This is a genomic window from Acidithiobacillus caldus ATCC 51756 (assembly GCF_000175575.2).
GTDB classification, from domain to species: domain Bacteria; phylum Pseudomonadota; class Gammaproteobacteria; order Acidithiobacillales; family Acidithiobacillaceae; genus Acidithiobacillus_A; species Acidithiobacillus_A caldus.
The window spans coordinates 1,332,311-1,349,171 of sequence record NZ_CP005986.1 but is presented as its reverse complement, the minus strand read 5'-3'; the positions used below and the strand labels follow the sequence as shown (position 1 = coordinate 1,349,171).

At 57.3% G+C, this 16,861-nt stretch carries 16 protein-coding genes; 2 read left to right on the top strand and 14 right to left on the bottom strand.

Annotation, left to right across the window (positions count from 1 at the left end; translation table 11 throughout):
* Positions 1 to 130: 130 nt before the first annotated feature.
* The 8 genes from ACAty_RS06590 to ACAty_RS06555 form a co-directional block, all read right to left on the bottom strand.
* On the bottom strand, positions 131 to 1,075 hold the full coding sequence (locus ACAty_RS06590; protein ID WP_169737326.1) for an IS5 family transposase: 945 nt from the start codon (positions 1,073 to 1,075) through the stop codon (positions 131 to 133).
* Between the two features lie 182 nt (positions 1,076 to 1,257).
* Positions 1,258 to 2,226, bottom strand: a complete 969-nt coding sequence (locus ACAty_RS06585) for an IS5 family transposase (RefSeq protein ID WP_038471793.1) — start codon at positions 2,224 to 2,226, stop codon at positions 1,258 to 1,260.
* Between the two features lie 231 nt (positions 2,227 to 2,457).
* Entirely contained in the window at positions 2,458 to 3,513 is a 1,056-nt protein-coding gene (locus tag ACAty_RS06580) for an IS5 family transposase (protein ID WP_014002833.1), read from the bottom strand.
* 839 nt (positions 3,514 to 4,352) lie between these two features.
* Complete coding sequence (locus tag ACAty_RS14850; RefSeq protein WP_004873222.1) at positions 4,353 to 6,437, bottom strand: acyltransferase family protein; 2,085 nt, start codon at positions 6,435 to 6,437, stop codon at positions 4,353 to 4,355.
* Between the two features lie 38 nt (positions 6,438 to 6,475).
* Positions 6,476 to 7,243 carry an SGNH/GDSL hydrolase family protein gene (locus ACAty_RS06570; RefSeq protein WP_038472712.1) on the bottom strand — a complete coding sequence of 256 codons (768 nt, stop codon included), beginning with the start codon at positions 7,241 to 7,243 and terminating at the stop codon, positions 6,476 to 6,478.
* A gap of 133 nt (positions 7,244 to 7,376) precedes the next feature.
* Positions 7,377 to 8,111 (bottom strand): hypothetical protein, encoded by a 735-nt coding sequence (locus tag ACAty_RS06565; RefSeq protein WP_226824347.1) that lies wholly within the window; start codon positions 8,109 to 8,111, stop codon positions 7,377 to 7,379.
* Positions 8,104 to 9,486: a sensor domain-containing diguanylate cyclase gene (locus ACAty_RS06560; protein ID WP_226822969.1), complete on the bottom strand. Its 1,383-nt coding sequence runs from the start codon at positions 9,484 to 9,486 to the stop codon at positions 8,104 to 8,106. The genes ACAty_RS06565 and ACAty_RS06560 overlap by 8 nt, the downstream gene beginning before the upstream one ends.
* The gene (locus ACAty_RS06555; protein ID WP_004873226.1) at positions 9,483 to 10,544 is read right to left on the bottom strand and encodes an EAL domain-containing protein; all 1,062 of its coding nucleotides are present in this window, start codon (positions 10,542 to 10,544) and stop codon (positions 9,483 to 9,485) included. The genes ACAty_RS06560 and ACAty_RS06555 overlap by 4 nt, the downstream gene beginning before the upstream one ends.
* A gap of 123 nt (positions 10,545 to 10,667) precedes the next feature.
* Between ACAty_RS06555 and ACAty_RS06550 the strand changes: the two genes are divergently transcribed.
* The gene (locus tag ACAty_RS06550; RefSeq protein ID WP_004868469.1) at positions 10,668 to 11,930 is read left to right on the top strand and encodes an IS256 family transposase; all 1,263 of its coding nucleotides are present in this window, start codon (positions 10,668 to 10,670) and stop codon (positions 11,928 to 11,930) included.
* Between the two features lie 6 nt (positions 11,931 to 11,936).
* Here the strand turns inward: ACAty_RS06550 and ACAty_RS06545 are convergent, their stop codons facing one another.
* The 6 genes from ACAty_RS06545 to ACAty_RS06525 all read right to left on the bottom strand — a co-directional run bounded on the left by ACAty_RS06545 (position 11,937) and on the right by ACAty_RS06525 (position 15,837).
* Entirely contained in the window at positions 11,937 to 12,944 is a 1,008-nt protein-coding gene (locus ACAty_RS06545; protein WP_153801807.1) for a sensor domain-containing diguanylate cyclase, read from the bottom strand.
* A gap of 63 nt (positions 12,945 to 13,007) precedes the next feature.
* Entirely contained in the window at positions 13,008 to 13,931 is a 924-nt protein-coding gene (gene motB / locus ACAty_RS06540) for a flagellar motor protein MotB (RefSeq protein WP_004872078.1), read from the bottom strand.
* Positions 13,932 to 14,510, bottom strand: coding sequence for a MotA/TolQ/ExbB proton channel family protein (locus ACAty_RS06535; protein ID WP_004872076.1), 579 nt, complete (start codon positions 14,508 to 14,510; stop codon positions 13,932 to 13,934).
* The gene (locus tag ACAty_RS16400; RefSeq protein WP_004872073.1) at positions 14,510 to 14,791 is read right to left on the bottom strand and encodes a motility-associated protein; all 282 of its coding nucleotides are present in this window, start codon (positions 14,789 to 14,791) and stop codon (positions 14,510 to 14,512) included. The genes ACAty_RS06535 and ACAty_RS16400 overlap by 1 nt, the downstream gene beginning before the upstream one ends.
* Before the next feature lie 9 nt (positions 14,792 to 14,800).
* The gene (locus tag ACAty_RS06530) at positions 14,801 to 15,301 is read right to left on the bottom strand and encodes a flagellar basal body-associated FliL family protein (protein ID WP_004872071.1); all 501 of its coding nucleotides are present in this window, start codon (positions 15,299 to 15,301) and stop codon (positions 14,801 to 14,803) included.
* Between the two features lie 116 nt (positions 15,302 to 15,417).
* Positions 15,418 to 15,837, bottom strand: a complete 420-nt coding sequence (locus tag ACAty_RS06525; protein WP_038471791.1) for a hypothetical protein — start codon at positions 15,835 to 15,837, stop codon at positions 15,418 to 15,420.
* A 135-nt stretch (positions 15,838 to 15,972) separates the two neighbouring features.
* Between ACAty_RS06525 and ACAty_RS14845 the strand changes: the two genes are divergently transcribed.
* Positions 15,973 to 16,854 carry a GGDEF domain-containing protein gene (locus tag ACAty_RS14845; RefSeq protein ID WP_070122140.1) on the top strand — a complete coding sequence of 294 codons (882 nt, stop codon included), beginning with the start codon at positions 15,973 to 15,975 and terminating at the stop codon, positions 16,852 to 16,854.
* Positions 16,855 to 16,861: the final 7 nt, after the last annotated feature.

Here is a 16,861-nt window from a genome sequence, read left to right as displayed (position 1 = left end):
GAAGCTCTGACCTAGCCTAAAAAGGTGCGTCTTGTCCCCAATATTGACCCAAGCACGTTGCTATCAGGTCACTTATCCCTCAAATTCCCCCATTTTCTGGAGAATTATTGGATATTGGGCACACCACTCCCTACGCGGCCAGGAGATATCTCCTCAGCATGTACAGATTGGCCAAGGCAAAGAGCGTGGTCAGCTGAGCACCGTTTTTGGCCAGTCCACGATAGCGGGTGCGTCGGTAGCCGAACTGGCACTTCAGCACCCGAAAGACGTGCTCTCCCCGAGCACGGATCCGGGCAATGGCGCGGTTATAGCGCTTGAGGGCCGCCAAGCCGGTTTTCTGCCCAGGATAGCGTCGCCGCGCTACCGCGTTCCGTATGCCTCGGGCCACCAGCGTGTCATGCACCTGGGGATAGTCATAGCCCCGGTCCGCGAGGACCACCGACTCCTTTCCAGTAAGGAGCCTATCCAGCATCCGATGATCCGGTACCTTGGCCGCGGTGAAGTCCACCGCCTGTACGATACCTTGGAGATCCGTTGCCACATGCGCCTTCATCCCGAAATACCACTGATTCCCTTTCTTGGTGGAGCTCATCTCTGGATCCCGCTGGCGGTCTCGGTTCTTGGTGGAGCTCGGGGCATGAATCAATGTGGCGTCCACGGTCTTGCCTTCCTGCAGCAAGAGCCCTTTCTCCCGCAACACAGACTGCACCTCGGCAAAGAAGGCCTGAGCCAGCGCATGGCGCTCCAGTAAGCGGCGGAACTTCAGGATCGTGGTCTCGTCAGGAACGAAGTCTCGGCCCAGGTCGATACCGGCGAATCGCCGAAGCAGAGGGACCTCGTACAGGGCCTCTTCCATCCCTGGATCGGAGTAGCCGAACCATTGCTGGAGAAAGTGGATACGCAGCATCCGCTCCAAGGGCATGGGCTTGCGGCCACTGCCACCCTTGGGATAGTGCGGCTCGATCAAGGCCACAAGCCTGGCCCAGGGAACCACGGCATCCATCTCGGCCAGAAAGCGTTCCCGCTTGGTCTGCTTGCGGCGTCGCGACAGGCTGGGCTCCTCGGCAAAGGTCATCTGTCCAGACATGGTGGCATCTCCTAGGGAACCTCTGAACTGGTAGTAAAATCGTCGTGATTTGGGGCGAGTTTGTCTCGCAAAATCGATTTGGCGACCAAAATTCTCATTTTTCCTCCCCAGAGACACCAAAGAGCGCATGGTGCCCACGGAAATCACCCGATTTTCGTCTTTGTGACGGATTACGCCCGTAACCAACAGAGCTCCTTACGAACCAGGTAGAGGTTCACCAGGGCAAACAAGGTGGTCAGTTGCGCACCGTTTTTGGCTAAGCCCCGATAGCGGGTCTTGCGGTAGCCAAACTGACACTTCAGGACGCGGAAGGCATGTTCACCCCGCGCACGGATGCTTGCTACACGGCGGTTGAAACGCTGGAGTGCCTGTAGCCCCGTCTTCTGGCCGGGAAAGCGACGTCGAGCCACGGCATCCTGAATCCCCTGCTTGCGCAAAAATTCATGGACCTGCGGGTAATCGTAGCCACGATCGGCGAGCACCGTCTTCTCGTCTCCGGTCAGCAGCTCTTCCAGCACCCGATGGTCCGGAACATGGGCCGCGGTGAACTCGACGGCCTGAACCAGGCCTTGCGTGTCCGTCGCGACATGGGCCTTCATGCCGAAATACCATTGGTTCCCCTTCTTGGTTTGATGCATTTCGGGGTCCCGTTTGCGGTCTCGATTCTTGGTCGAGCTGGGGGCGTGAATCAAGGTGGCATCCACCATCTTGCCTTCCTGCAGAATCAAGTGGGAGGCTTCCAGCAGCTCCTGTACTTGGGCAAATATCTGTTGCGCCAAGCCGTGCTGCTCGAGCAGGCGACGAAAGCGCAGGATAGTGGACTCGTCGGGGATCAGGTCGCGGCCCAAGTCGATACCGGCAAAGGCCCGTAGCAAGGGAATTTCATACAGGGCCTCTTCCATGCCCGGGTCCGAGTAGGCATACCATTGCTGCAGGAAGTGAATACGCAGCATTTGCTCTATCGGCATGGGCTTGCGACCGCCACGCGGTCCAGCTTTGGGGTAGTAGGGAGCGATGCACTCAATCAAAGCCTGCCAAGGCACCACCTGGTCCATCTCCCGCAGGAAACGCTCCCGCTTGGTCTCCTTGTGTCGGCGCGACAGCCCCATTGTCTCCGCAAATGTCATCTGACCTGCCATGATCGCCTCCTGCCTTGTGCGTACCCCCTCATTCTACCAGCTCAGGCTGTGCAGAGCTTCCCTAAGTAAACAGTATTGGCTTTAAGAGGATGCGGAAAAAATCCGTAGAAACGCCGAGGCGCTATCCGATTTGGTCAAAAATTGCGGAATAGGCAGCCCTATCAGGCCTGTTTTGCCCGCTGTTGCAGTCTTTTTTGGGGCCATTTTCGGATTCCAGACGCAGTACTCCCATCAGGCCACCCCCAATCGCACCATGCGGACCAGGTTGTAGGCGACAGTGACCAAGGAAAAGTGCAGACCGACCCGTTCCAAGCCACGGAATCGGGTTTTCCGCATCCCTCCCACCGTCTTCATCCAGCCGAAGATGGATTCTATCCGCCGCCGGACGTGGATGCTCATGGCATAGCCCCAGTGGCGAGTAGTCCGGGCATCGATGGCCGAGCCTTTCCGCTTGCGGGCTACATGAGGGGTCACATTCCGATCCCGGAGATTCTGGACGAAGCCGTGGCGGTCATAGCCCTTGTCGGCACCGAGGGTGATGCGCTGGTTCCCGCCCAGATCGTCCACGAGTTGGACGGCGGCGTCGACTTCCGCCGTGCCGTCGGCGGTGGTGACCTGCTCTCCGGCAATGAGCCCGTGGCGATTGTCCATGAGCACATGCCCAAGATAGGCCAAGCGGGAAGCTTCGCCGGGCGCCTTTTTGTAGAGCCGGGCATCGGGGTCGGTCACCGAGGCGTGCGTCTCGTTACTGCGCGTCTGGCCGCGGAAATCGGAACCATCGCCCTCACGGTCCTCAGGATCTTTCGGCCGGAAAGACTTCTGCGAAGCCCAAGCTTCCAGCAGGGTGCCATCGACGGAGAAATGCTCTTCGGAGAGCAGATTCTGGCCGCGGGCCTGTTCCAGTACGGATCGGAAGAATTCCCGCACCGTCCCGTGATCCAGCAATCGATCCCGATTCTTGCTGAAGACCGTGGGCACCCAGACGTCGTCGTCCATTCCCAAACCGACAAACCAACGGAACAGCAGGTTGTAGTTGAGTTGCTCTATCAGCTGCCGTTCCGAGCGGATGCTGTAAAACACCTGCAGCAGTAGCGCCCGCAGGAGAAACTCCGGTGGAATGGAGGGGCGACCGTAGGTCGAGTACATCGTGCTGAAGTGGCTATCCATCTCCGCCAGGGAGCGATCCACGATAGCCCGGATCGCTCTCAGCGGATGGTCTTGGGGCACCCGTTGCTCCGGGGAAACGTAGCTGAACAACCCTTGGGTCTCTACCTTCGCTCCACGCATCTTTCCAACCCCCGCTGTACCATTTCGCCCAGTATACCACCGACTTTTTCATCACCGTCTTAAACTCCGGCCTGTACTGCTCGCGTTTCCCCTTCATCTCCGACTCCCTGTTCAGAAGCCCGGAGCTTGGCTCCCTATCCAACTTTTGGAGGGAACTTCAGAGCAGTTGATGAAAACTCAGTTGCTTAGACCTAGTTTTCTGGCTCTAGTCTGGCTCTAGTTCTGCCCAAACAAGAACGGTTATCACAATTTCTACGAGTTAAACGAACGGCTTATATCATTTTTATATCAGGTTGTTACATCTATATCTGATGATATATAGATGGGCATAATGCGATAGAGCAACTGATCAAATCAGCTGCTCATGGCGCAATTCTGGCACTAGTCTGGCTCTAGTTCTGCCAGAAACGCGGGCCAAAGCAACCCATTGAAGGATATATTAATAATAGTGATTTGTTATTGAAACCAGGATGTTATATGCTAAAATTAAAACGCTGGGTAGGAGAAAAATGCTCAAGCAACTGTTTCGTAATCAGTAGGTCGGAGGTTCGACTCCTCTTGCCGGCACCAAGTAAAACGGGCGCTCAGAATAGCTCTCCGAACCTCGCTTTTCGTTTCTTGCCGGACTTCAGGCAGTGTTCTGCCGAAAAGCGGCGACAGAAACTAGTCTTCCCTTTTCCGAACTGTCGCGAGACCGATACGGGACCAGGCACCACACGCATTCGGCCATCCTTTTGTCCAGCACGATCGCCATCGCCGCCGCGACGGTGCGATCAAAAAACGCAGCGAGAGATTCAGTTGGGCGTTAGAATTGGCGGACGTACCCTCTGCGCGGGAGATCAAGGTGTCGAGGTCGCTGGAGCCGCGACCATTGGTTCTTGAAAATCATATTCCCCGGAAGGTGATGGTGTCTCGGTGGTCGTGGGTTTCGGATTCCCAATGTTGGTGTGCTGACTGGCGACGAGGGCGGTGGGATGCGTCGGGAGTGTGGGCTTGAGCGGGTCGAGCTGGGTGTCTTCCGATCGTGGCGGATTCGCTTGGGCCATGTCGCTGCTCTGGGTTGCGGTGGTGGGTACTAACGCAGGCGACGGGCCGCTGGCTCTGGGCGCACCCTTCGGCAAGGTGTATCCGTGCTTCCACAAACTCTCTAGGATAGCGCGCATCAGCGCCTGGATCCCGTCCCAGGTGAGATGCACCTGATCCGCCACGAAATAATTGAAATGATCACGACTGATGTCGTCCCAGGGTATCAGATGAACGTTGCCGTATTTCGCTTTGGCGCGCAGATAAGTCTGTCGTACTTCCGCCGCCCAGGGGCGCGGTACACTGGGCATTACCAAAAAGATCTGTCGATCTCCAGCCGCCTGGATGAAGGCCTCCAGCTCTGGCCACTCGACATACCCATTAGTGCCCAATTCCACAACGATATCCTTTATGTGGCGATTCTCCGGTTGACTTAGCATGCTTGTGAGTACGGGCATTGCTTGCGGAAAGGAACGTCCAACCTTGCCGTCGAGAATGCCGTCGGGAACCTGGTGAACCACGTAGCCAGACCAACCAAGCAAAACGGAATCACTGATGAACAGCACTTTTTTCTGTGGAAATTCTGGATTACCGCGCAGGTCCTTGCCGTCGTAGAGGTAACCGGCACGTGGCCTCGGTTGCCACTGAACCCATTGTTCCTTGCTCAGCTCACGGGCGACGCGCGCAGCGTGATGTGCGTCGCGCACCTGTTGCTGAAGCTGCTTTACCTGCTGCAAGAGATAGTCGCGGTACAGTGCGTCGTGCTGCATCTGTTCACGTTGATGGACATTCTGAGATTGGGCACCGGCCAGCGCGTACCAACCCCAGCCCGCCAGCAAAAGCAGAAGCATCACCGGTGCACTGACAAGGCTGCCGCTTCCATGACGTGGAGCCTTCCCAAACCATTTTTGTACCGGCATTTCTATGGCAGAATAAGTTATCAACGAGAGAATAAGAATGAGAATTATAGATAGACAGACACTGACGAAAACCGGATTCTGGGGGTAGAAATAGTGCACAAAGGAAATGACGGGGACATTCCACAGATACAACGAGTACGCCATCTCACCCAGCTTGCCCAGTAGTGGCCACGACTTATCCTGCAGCATGGAGGATTGTTGTGCCGCCACGACGAACAGTGCCGTCAACACCACGGTAGCCACGGAGTAGACGAGGAAATCGCGGTAGGGCGCGAGCAACATGAGCAGCAAAAGAGCGAAGACAGTCACCAAGACCACCAGATCCTGACTGCGATCCCGAACCGTCTCGCCCGGTTGTCCCATGAGCGCCATGGTCAGCGCTCCGCCAATGTAGGAGAAGGCATGCCAGGGCAATACATAGGCCATGTTGGTCTCATGCTGCTGTATGAGCAGCGAGGTCCCGACCAAAGTCACCGCACCCAGAATCACCAGTATGAGACGATAGACAACGGTGTTGGCTACCAAACGCGACAGGAGAAAATGCACGATATAGAGCTGCACCAGCATGGCAATGAACCACATTCCCATGAATGGGTGTGGAGCAGAGTATACCTGAAAATAAGGGATATGATGAAAGACCAGATAAAAATTATAAATAAAGAGGGAGGAGTAAAGCATGTCCTTCCATAGCGGCATATTCTGGCTATAGGAAAATCCACCAACCACGGCAGTGACAAAAAGCATCGGTATCATGATGCGCAACAAACGCCGGCTGAAGAAATAACGACCGGCCGGCAGCAATTCTTGATCCCGAATGCCAGATAGCGATCGTTCTATAAAATATCCGGAAAGAAAAAGAAAAATATCGACACCGAGATAGCCGCCCGAAAACCAAGGCGTGGCATAGGCTACGGTATCGTGCAGATGAAAGGCAATGACGCCAAAGATAGCCAGGAAACGCAGATAATCGAGGAACAACATCGCGACGACTCCAAAAAAATAAGATTGCGTTTTATGACTCAGTCTTTGCGTAGTGCCTTGGCGATGGCCTGTACCATGACCTGAATCCCTAGCCAATTGGGGTGGACGCGATCCGACCAGTAATAGTCCGGATGATCCTTGCTCAGCAGATCCCAACGTATCAGGTGTACGTTGGGATGGGAAGCTGCGGTTTTCAGGTAGAGATCGCGCACTTCCGCCGCCCATGGACGTGGCATTTCAGGGACCACTAAAAAAATCTGACGGTCACCCGCCATATGCAAAAAGGCGTCCATATCTGCCGGCGATACCTCACCGTTGGTACCCAATTCGACGACTACGGTACGCACACCCTGCGTGGTATGACACTCCGTCAGTACTTTCCATATGGGTAGAATGGACGAGAACTGACGACCGACCCGACCATCAAGGAAAGCGTTGGGAAAAACCTTGGCAAAGTATCCCGACCATCCTGTGAGAATGCTGTCGCCAATAAAAATGACACCGATGGGTTCGATTCGTGGAAAACGCACGACTGAATCGGCATCCAGGACATAATCGGGCTCGGGCGCCTGGGTAAAATCCTTCTGGGCGTCGACGATAGCCATACGGTCGAGATAGCGATTCTGGGGCGCTCCACGGACAGTGGACTGCGAGGACTGCCGAGGGCACACCGATTTGGACACCGGGGTGACGGCTGCAGGCGGGTTCCGCGGCACCGGCGTCTGTTGCGCACAGGAAGCCATGGACAGCAGCGTAGCCGAGAGCAGAAGACGTAAGACGAGGATCAAGGGCGCGCGTGCGATCATGGCTGGCGGTGACAAAGCGAGGCAGGCAGAGGAAACTCCGGGGGCGGCCGACGCGGCAGTGTATCAGCCCTTCCGTCGCGCGGGAATATCGACGGGCGTAGCGCTTCCTACTATATGTATAGAAATGTAATGGTTACATGGATTCCAGCAAACCATCCAGGAACTCCGTCAGCTGACGCATGCCCTTTTCGTCGCGGAAGACGAAAGCAAATCCCAACAGCAGGAATGCAGACAACTCGCCGTGGTCCCGATCTCCGACCCAGGAAATTCGCCGTAATACGCCCTCTCCAGACCAAATCGTCCCTTCGTCTCGGCTTAGACGCACTAGGCCATAATCGTCCTCTTTGAGCACTGGATCGCGTTCGGCCTTGGTGACGACGTTGACGCCGCCGAGAAAGCCACCCAGACCGATGTCCATGACATCCCCGGTGATGTCCGGCGCGCCCTCCCGGTGCCAGGTCGCCTGCATCGGCACCCGCGGAATGAAGCGCTTGTGGCGACGATCCTTGCGAATCCACATGCGGACAGGATAACCCGTATGGAAGCTTTCGCCGAGAGCGTCCTCCACCATCAGGACAAAACTGAGAGCGTATTCCTGCGCGTAGACAAAGCACCAGATCGTCTCACCCGGGGTGATGCGCACGGGATCGCCCGCTGGCACGTGGTCGATGACCATTTCTATCCGGCTTTCCGTCAGGCGGGCCATGCGCAGGGAAAAACGGCATCCGTCGTTTTTTCGGATGGCGCCGATACCCATGGCAGTCGTCCGGAGATCCAACAGATACTCGCTAACCTGAGTGCCGTCGAGTTCTACCCAGTCTCCTTCCAGCATGGATGGGGCTTCGGATTTTGGGGACATTTCAAACATGATCTCGGATCGCTCCCAAGTCCAGATTGCTGTCCGCTGCTTGGAGCGGCAATACGGGACTGCCCTCCAGTGCTTGATACGCGCAGCAACAGCGTCCGCTACTCTTGGCCAGGTAAAGGGCACGATCGGCGCGGGCCAGGGCGCGCGCGAAGGGACGATCGGTACGGCAGACGGGTGTGACGCCCAGACTCACGGACATATGTGTATCGGCACCCTTGCCCCGCAGACGAATCCGCACTTCGCGTACGCGCGCCAGGATTCGCTGACAAATTTGCAGCGCCTCGGTGGGTTCACATTGGCGCAGGATGATGCCAAACTCATCGCCCCCAAGTCGGCCAAAAATATCGTTTTCCCTCAAGCAGGAGCGTCCCGCGGCAACGATCTTGCGAATCGCCTCGTCACCCAGGAGATGGCCCAGATTATCATTGATCTCCTTGAAATTATCGATGTCCACAATGAGGAACACCATCGGCTCTCGATAGCGTGAGACGATCCCCACGGCCTGATTCGCCTGTTCCAGGAAAGTACGTCGATTCAGTAGGCCCGTAAGGTTGTCGATGGTGGCAAGAATCTGCAGTTCACGGCGCAGTCGTAACTCTTCCGTGACATCGCGGAGCAGACCTTCGACCCCCTGGAAGTGACCGGTATCGTCGAAAATCATCTTGGCGGTGATCGCAATATCCAGGGCGTGACCGTCCTTGTGTCGCAGTTTCACGATGCGATTGTTTATCTCTCCATATTTTCTCAGACGAGCCCAGAGCTGTGTACGTTGGGCCGGGATTACGTACGCATTGGCTACTGGCATACCGTAAACCTCAGCCTGGCGGTAACCGAACACGCGCTCGACACCAGGTCCGATGAGGGTCAGCTCGTCCGCCGCATTGGTTCGGTAGAAAAGATCGTGCATGTTCTCGAAGAGTCGTCGAAAGGTTTCTTCAGAACTGCGTAGTTCGTCCTGCAGACGATGAAAGGAGGTGACATCTATCCCGGTGGCAATGATCACCTGCCCTCCATCTTCAGCAAAGGCTACCGCCGATGCCGTCGCCAGAATGCGCACCTGGCCATCCAGGGTAAGAATACGTATCTCCGTGGGTTCATTCTGCCGTCGGTCTGGACCCAACAGGGCTATTCTGTGGCGGACGTATTCCCGGTCCATGGGATGAATGAAGTCCAGCACTGGCTGGCCAATGAATTGCTCGGCATGGACGCCGCCAAAGAGGCGTATGGCTGCTGGATTGAGAAAGATTATCTTGCCATCGCGCACCAGGGTGTGCGCCGTAGGATAGTTCATGAACAAATCGGACATCAGCGCCGGGCTCGGTGTCTGGTCGCTTGCCCTCGTGAGGGTGGGTGGTGTTTCCTGAGCTTCGGTCATCCTTTGCTGCCCCTTTGCTCTCGGCGCCAGGCTGAGAGCACCATGGCCATAAAGGTATCAAAGATCTCCTGCATCTGTTCCCACTGCCGGGAGTGGCACGCGCCCAAGCCCAGCTCCGATGTCTTCCCCAGCGCCTCGTGGTAACGCTGATGCATGACTCCCAGGGGGCTGTCGTGGGGGTGGCCAAGACGCTCCAGCACCGCGTGGCCGCGACAGTGACTGGCCAGCGGCAGGTGCTCCAGATTCAGCTCCGTAGGATTGATGGTCAGCATACGGCAGATGGTGGCATGGGACGCCATGGTGCCCGCATAGAAGCCAAAAAGTGTGCGCGGCAGAGGCTCACGAGAAAAGTGAAATTCCTGCAAAAAAGCCTGCAGTCGTTCCAGGGTCAAGGGATGCGAGACGGCAAAGCCCTGAACTGCAGGAATGCCCATGGTAACCAGGGTATCCAGGACGGCCTCGGTCTCCACCCCCTCGGCAACCAGATCGAGGCGCAAATCGGCGGCAAGGTCCTGAATGGCACGGACGATGTGGAGATCCTCGGGAGTGCGCTCCAGAGAGCTCACGAAACTCTGGTCGAGTTTGATCTTACCGACGGGCAGATTCTTTAGACGTAGCAGCGATGCATAGGCGCTGCCCATGTCATCCAAAGCGAGTTCAAGTCCCAATTCCCGGATTTCTCGCAAGGTTTCAATAGCCCGATCTATATCACTGAAATCACTACTTTCCAGGATCTCCACCGTTATTCGATGTGCTTCGATCCCTGACTCTTGAACCACTTTTCGTAAACAGCTCACGCATTCGCGATCCAGAGACAGGGGCGACAGGTTGAAGGATATGCCGAGGCGATATCCGCCTTGGTCAAGGCGCGCCAGATCGGACAGTGCCCGAGTCAGCACCACGCGACTGAGTTCGGCCCCATTTTCGACGCTCATCTGCGGCAGGAATTGTGCCGGAAGGTAGATGGTGCCGCTTGCTTCGCGCATACGTGCCAAGGCCTCGATGGCAACGATACGGCCGCTGAAGGTGTCGAGAATGGGCTGGTAGTGTACTTCCACCGCACCCTGAGAGCTATGCTCGAATCTGGTGTACGGGAGGTCTACAACTAGCTTGAGGAGGGTGGCGCACTGTTGCTAGAAAAGGGTTTCTGGATCCGATTCGCAACGAATGAGGAGTGCGCCATGCAAGAGAGTACTGGTTTCGACGGAGGAATGGGAGAGTTGGGCCTGAACATCGAGGGCTTATTGCGGCGGTCCGCGCGCCAGCTGATCCAACAGGCCATCGAGGGCGAGGTGCAGGTGCTGCTGGAGGAGTATGCCGCGGTACGCATGGTCGATGGTCGCCGGGCCGTCGTGCGGAATGGATATCTGCCGGAGCGGGAGATCCTGACAGCGGTCGGCCCCGTGCCTGTACAGGTCCCCAAGGTGCGAGACCGCTCCGGTTCGGGCGTGGTCTTCCGTTCTTCCCTGGTACCGCCCTACGTGCGCAAGTCGCGGACCGTGGCCGCAGCGCTCCCCTGGTTGTACCTGCACGGGGTATCGTCGGGACGGATGCACGAGGCGCTGTCTGTTCTCCTGGGCGAGGAGGCCAAGGGGCTTTCTCCGGCCGTGCTGGGACGCTTGAAAGTCGAATGGGCGCAAGAGCATGCCCAATGGCAGCGCCGGTCTCTACAGGGAAAACGCTACGCCTATTGGTGGGCCGACGGGGTCTATACCCAGCTGCGGGCGGAGGACGATCCCCGGATGTGTCTCTTGGTCATTATTGGCGTGACGGCCGAGGGCAAGAAGGAGGTCGTGGCGGTCACCGACGGTTTACGGGAGTCCAAAGCCTCCTGGCTAGAGATCCTGCGGGACTTGCGCGACCGCGGGCTGCAGGAGGCGCCACTACTGGCCATAGGAGATGGGGCGATGGGTTTCTGGGCCGCCCTGGACGAGATTTACCCACAAACCCGTCATCAGCGCTGTTGGGTGCACAAGACGGCCAACATCCTCAACGAGCTACCGAAGCGCCTTCAGGGGAAAGCCAAGGCCGCCCTGCAGGCGATCTGGATGGCCGACACCCGTGAAGCTGCGGAGAAAGCCTGGCAAGCCTTCGTGCGGGACTACCAGGCCAAATATCCCAGAGCGGTCGCAAAGCTCGAGAAGGACCGGGACGTGCTGCTGACCTTCTTCGACTTCCCGGCAGAGCACTGGCGGCATATCCGCAGCAGCAACGCCATCGAATCGACCTTCGCCACCGTACGGCAACGCAGCAGCCGCACTAAAAACTGTGTCTCTCGAGCCACTTTCCTTGGCCTGAGCTACAAGCTCATCCAGCAGGCAGAGAGACACTGGCGCGGGATTCAGCATCCGGAAAGACTGCGCGAGCTCTTTGCCGGGGTGACATTTGTCGATGGGATGCCTGCCAACGAAACCCGGCTGGATCCTCAACAGGACGCCGCCTGAATCGTGTTAGCAAATGCTCATACACCAATCTTGACCATAGCTCGCACCCTGACCGAGGAGAATCTGACAGAGATTGGGGCGAACCGGCGTGCCATCGCCAAAGACCGTCCAGAAGCGGCTGCGATCCTGTTTGTGGGCTTTGCTGAGATAGAGGGCCTGGTCCGTGCGGCGGACAATGCTCTCTGCCCCTCGCCCACTCCCCGATCGATGGTGACAGACCCCGGCGCTGATACTGAACGACCAGGCGGCACCCTCGAGCACTATCGCTTCACCCACCGCGGACTCTATGTTCCACAACAGCGCTTCCACTGCCTGCGATTCCATGTCCCGGTCCAGCAGTACCGCAAACTCGTCGCCCCCCAATCTGGCAAGTAGCGCGTGGGACGGTACGACGGTTTCCAGACGATGCGCCACCTCCCGGAGCATCGCGTCTGCGGTTTCATGACCGTACCGTTGATTGACCGCGGCAAAATCGTCCAGATCCAGGATGCAGAGAAGCACATCGCGATCCTCTGCCACATCGGCATCCAGACGCGCATCGAGGGCTCGGCGATTGTAGAGTCCGGTAAGGGGATCGCGGTGTTCCTGCGGACACCAGGGCTGCCCTCCCGCGGGATCGCTTATCCGCTCCGCCATCGTCCAGACTGCCTTGGGCACGCTTGGGGATTCGTGTACTGGGCAGACCGCCACATCGACGATCTGCCAGCTGCCATCCGAACGCAGGCGCCTCAGGCAAAAAGACCGCCGTGTTCCCGGACGTTCCGAAGTTTCCGTCTGCAACAGTGCGGAGCGAGGGATCTCCGGGAACCACCGGCGCAGACTCTGTCCTCGCACCGCCTCGAGGTTGCGCTCGCCCAGAAGGGATAAAAAAATCGGGTTGGCGGTTTCGATCACCACCTCTGGGTAGCGAATCAGCGCGAGGCCAACGGCGCAGAGCTGCGCTAGCTGGACCTCTGTCGCCTCGCTGGAATCTTCATCGGAATCGGAGCGCATGTCGAGAGAAAGATAAACCAATTCTCCCCCGCTTGCACTAGCGGTCAGATACGGCCATCCGTACTTTCGATGTTGGTCGTCCGCCTATTTGGGGGCGCCGTGGATCAACGACTGGGCAGAAGACGCATTCTCGACGGAATCTTCAACCTGTTGATCGCGGATGATACGCTGTTCGGCCGCACGGCTCAGCACGACGATGGATACCCGGCGATTCAATGGTGAGTCCGGATCCTTGGGTACGAAGAGAACCGCCGAGCCCATCCCCACCACCCGCAATACCTTGTTCTCGGCCAAACCGCTCTGTACCAGGATCTGCCGAACCGAATTGGCGCGTCCAGCAGACAGATTGAAATTGCTGTAGCCCCTGCCTTCGTTCAGGTAACGCAGTGCATCCGTATGTCCCGTGATGCTAATACGATTGGGCAATTCGTCCAGCGTCGGCGCAATGGCAGAAAAAATGGTGCGGGCATAGGGCTCCAGCACCGTGCTACCGTTGGCAAACATCGGCCGTTTACTGCTGTCTACCACCTGGATTCGAAGACCCTCCGGAGTGATGCTGATGAGTAATTGATGGCGAAAGGCAGCAAGCTCCGGGTTGCTTTTGATCTGCGCCATCAACTTGTTCTTCAACTCCCGGAGGTTGCGCTGATCGACCGTCTGCGACCGATCGGCGGGCGCCTCGTTGGTAGGCATGCTCTGTTTTTTCTGGCCTCGTTGTACCTCACCCACCGTCTTGTTGATGTTGCTGCCGCCGCCATTGAGCACCGAGTTTGAGGAACCACTGCCAGGTCCTCCCATGAGCGATACCTGTTCCGGATTCTTGAACCACTGCGCAATACCTTGCAGTGTAGCCTTGGTGGTCGAACCCAGGAGCCACATGAGCAGAAAAAATGCCATCAGGGCAGTGACGAAATCGGCGTAGGCTATCTTCCACGCACCCCCGTGGCCGCCCGCGGTTTTTTTTATGCGTTTGATGACTATGGGCTGGGATTTTTCATTTGCCGCCATTTACTTACCCTTCATTTCCCGTAAATGGGTATCCAGTTCCTGGAAACTTGGCCGCTCCGTGGAAAATAGTACCTTACGCCCGAATTCCACGGCCACTTGCGGAGGATAGGCGTTCATGGTGGCCAACAGCGCAACCTTGATGCACTCCAGCATTTTTGTGCCTTCCGCCACCCGATCTTCAATGCGTGAGGCTATGGGCGATACGACAGCGTAACCGAGTAAAATGCCGAGGAAGGTTCCTACCAAGGCAGCAGCGATGAGTTCTCCCAATACGGCCGGCGGCTTGTCTACGGAAGCCATCACGTGCACCACACCCATCACGGCCGCCACGATACCAAAGGCCGGCATGCCATCGGCTGCCCGCGTCAGCGCATGAACGGGTACTTCCAGTTCCCGGTGGTGGGTATCGATATCGAGATCCATGAGATTTTCCATCTCGAAAACACCCAGATTGCCGCCGATCATGAGGCGCAGGTAGTCCGTCAGAAACTCCAGGACACTGTGGTCGGCAAGCAGCACCGGATACTTTTTGAAGAGTTCACTGGCAGCGGGATCGTCGATATCTCCTTCAATGGACATCAAGCCACCCTGGCGAATGCGCAGAAAAGTTCGTTGAGCAGGCTCAGCAATTCAAGGTAGGCTACCTTGGTGTATTTGGAACCCTTCAAGGCCATGGGTAGGGTTCGCAGAACCGCTTTGAAGCTGCGCGGGAAGGTGGCCGCAAAGAACGCCCCAAAAGCGCCGCCGGCAATCATCAGCAGCTCATAAGGCTGGATCAATGCGGAGATACTACCACCCTCCAGAACGAAGCCCCCAAATATGGCGCCGAGGCCGATGAGATAACCAAGAATCAGAAACATGGCTGCGCCTTACTGGATCACGAAACTGCTGAAGTAGACAGCCGCGATGGGCTGCTTGGCGCTGGTCTGCGCCGCTGGCAAGGTGCCGCCGTCGCTGTCGAGGATGCCGTTCACCCGTTTTTTGATTTCGTTCAGCAGATCCGTGCGCACCTGGGGTTGCCCGACCTGGTCGGCATGCTGCGCGGCCAGTAGAAGGAGGATGCTATTGCGAATTTCCGGCATCAGGGCCTTGACCTTGGCGTCTATGGAAGGATCGTAGGTCTTCAGCTGCACCTCGACCTGGATATAGTGGGTGCTGCCATCGCTGCTTTGCAGATTGGTTACCAAAGAGCCAAGATCGATGAACTTGACCTTGGCCTCGCGCTCCTTCGCAATTTGCGCTGGCGTGGGTGCCGCCGAGGGACGTAGCAGGAACCACCAGCCCGCCGCACTGGCGAGGAGCAGCACAAGGATCACGATGATTGCGATGAGAATCCATTTACCCTTACCCGATGTTTTGTTTACCGCCATGGCTTTTTACCTTGTTCAATGCCCCATTTGTTGAAAAGCGCGGTATCTTCCCATAACCGTGTAGGCCTGCGAAGCGTTTCGCGATGGATACAGCTGCCCCTTGAGGTATGCTCGGTTCATTGACCCGACCACAGGCGCTCGAAGTCGACGGTGTAATCCGCAAGATCGGGTATAACCATTGTCCATGCCTGCAAAAAACGCTGTAGCGCCGAGAGGATGTCTCGACATTCTCCGAGCACACCGTAATCACCAAAAATCCGCAGGTGGGCCAGCCGCAGGAGGAGCAGCCGCAGCAGGCGATCGCCCTGGATGGCCAGATCCTGCCGTGAGCTCTTTCCCAGGTGAAAAAGCTGCCAATAGATGAGCGCCTCCAAGCGCGTCAAACGTTGCAGCAGGAGTTGACGCTCACGTAGGTCAGTGCTGCCCGCAAGTCGCTCGACCACCCGTGCGATGGAGTCCAGCGCGAGGTAATGCAGCGTGCCCGCCCTCGGCGAGACACCCGCGGAACAGGGACGGTTTGGCGACAGAGTGGTCATGGACGTATCCTGTTGGCCAGCAACAGCTGGTTCTACGACACACGATCCGTTTTTCTGAAGGGTGGCTCGCTGCATCTCGGAATCCGGCCGGGCACGCCTTTTGCTATATATGTACCAACCATAGGAGGTTGGAACATGGTCCGAACCAAACTATTGTCGTCTGAGTTGCCGTCTATGGGCTTGGCGGACGACAGTTCGCGGTTTTTTGAGGATCTGCTTGAACTTCACGGGGCCTGGCAGGATTTCTGGCAGACGTGGCTTGCAGACGATCCGCCTTTGACCGCGACACGGCAAAGCGAGCGGCGACTTCTTGCCGCCCTGCACGATCCAGAAACGCGACTACCGCCAGAACACAAAACGCTCTGGCACGAGCTGCAACACGAGTGCCATCATCTCCTGCACCAGTTGGCTGGTGCTGATCCGTCAAGTTTTTGTCGTCTACCCGATGCGAAGGGCACGCTGCGCCAGGTTTCCGCCTTTGGAAAGACGGTCAGCGACCAGGTCATTGCGCACAGCCAGTACCTTGCCGAGCGTGATGCACTGACGGGCCTTCCCAACCGTCGGCAATTCGAGCGCGATCTGCTGCGCGAGCAGGCGCTGGTGGATCGTGGCCAGGATTGCTTTGTCGCCATGATCGATGTCGATGGTTTCAAGTTTTTGAACGATCGACACGGCCATCTCCTCGGAGATCGGTTGCTCACTCGGGTCGCCCAGCGTTTACGCGAGTCGCTGCGCCGCTATGACGGCCTTTATCGTTTCGGCGGCGACGAATTCATCGCCCTCCTTCCGAAACTGCATCCACAGTGTGCCGTGGGCATGGCAGACAGACTGTGCCGTGCCATCGAGCGTTTGCGTGAGGACGATGGATCTGGCCTCAGCATCACGGTATCGGTGGGCCTTGCTCCGCTGCAGAAAGGTGGCGATCCGCAGGCTATCCTCAAGACTGCCGATCAGGCCTTGTATCAGGCTAAAGAAACGGGCAGAAACCGCGCCGTAGTCAGCTATTCCATGGGCTGATCCTGGC

Excerpts from the sequence above, each read along its gene's own strand:
- ACAty_RS06530 (WP_004872071.1), bottom strand. The coding sequence starts at position 15,301 with ATGGCGGTAAACAAAACATCGGGTAAGGGTAAATGGATTCTCATCGCA.
- ACAty_RS14845 (WP_070122140.1), top strand. The coding sequence starts at position 15,973 with ATGGTCCGAACCAAACTATTGTCGTCTGAGTTGCCGTCTATGGGCTTG.
- ACAty_RS06535 (WP_004872076.1), bottom strand. The coding sequence starts at position 14,510 with ATGTCCATTGAAGGAGATATCGACGATCCCGCTGCCAGTGAACTCTTC.
- ACAty_RS16400 (WP_004872073.1), bottom strand. The coding sequence starts at position 14,791 with ATGTTTCTGATTCTTGGTTATCTCATCGGCCTCGGCGCCATATTTGGG.
- ACAty_RS06565 (WP_226824347.1), bottom strand. The coding sequence starts at position 8,111 with ATGTTTGAAATGTCCCCAAAATCCGAAGCCCCATCCATGCTGGAAGGA.
- ACAty_RS14850 (WP_004873222.1), bottom strand. The coding sequence starts at position 6,437 with ATGTTGTTCCTCGATTATCTGCGTTTCCTGGCTATCTTTGGCGTCATT.
- motB (WP_004872078.1), bottom strand. The coding sequence starts at position 13,931 with ATGGCGGCAAATGAAAAATCCCAGCCCATAGTCATCAAACGCATAAAA.
- ACAty_RS06550 (WP_004868469.1), top strand. The coding sequence starts at position 10,668 with ATGCAAGAGAGTACTGGTTTCGACGGAGGAATGGGAGAGTTGGGCCTG.
- ACAty_RS06585 (WP_038471793.1), bottom strand. The coding sequence starts at position 2,226 with ATGGCAGGTCAGATGACATTTGCGGAGACAATGGGGCTGTCGCGCCGA.
- ACAty_RS06580 (WP_014002833.1), bottom strand. The coding sequence starts at position 3,513 with ATGCGTGGAGCGAAGGTAGAGACCCAAGGGTTGTTCAGCTACGTTTCC.
- ACAty_RS06560 (WP_226822969.1), bottom strand. The coding sequence starts at position 9,486 with ATGACCGAAGCTCAGGAAACACCACCCACCCTCACGAGGGCAAGCGAC.
- ACAty_RS06590 (WP_169737326.1), bottom strand. The coding sequence starts at position 1,075 with ATGACCTTTGCCGAGGAGCCCAGCCTGTCGCGACGCCGCAAGCAGACC.
- ACAty_RS06570 (WP_038472712.1), bottom strand. The coding sequence starts at position 7,243 with ATGATCGCACGCGCGCCCTTGATCCTCGTCTTACGTCTTCTGCTCTCG.
- ACAty_RS06525 (WP_038471791.1), bottom strand. The coding sequence starts at position 15,837 with ATGACCACTCTGTCGCCAAACCGTCCCTGTTCCGCGGGTGTCTCGCCG.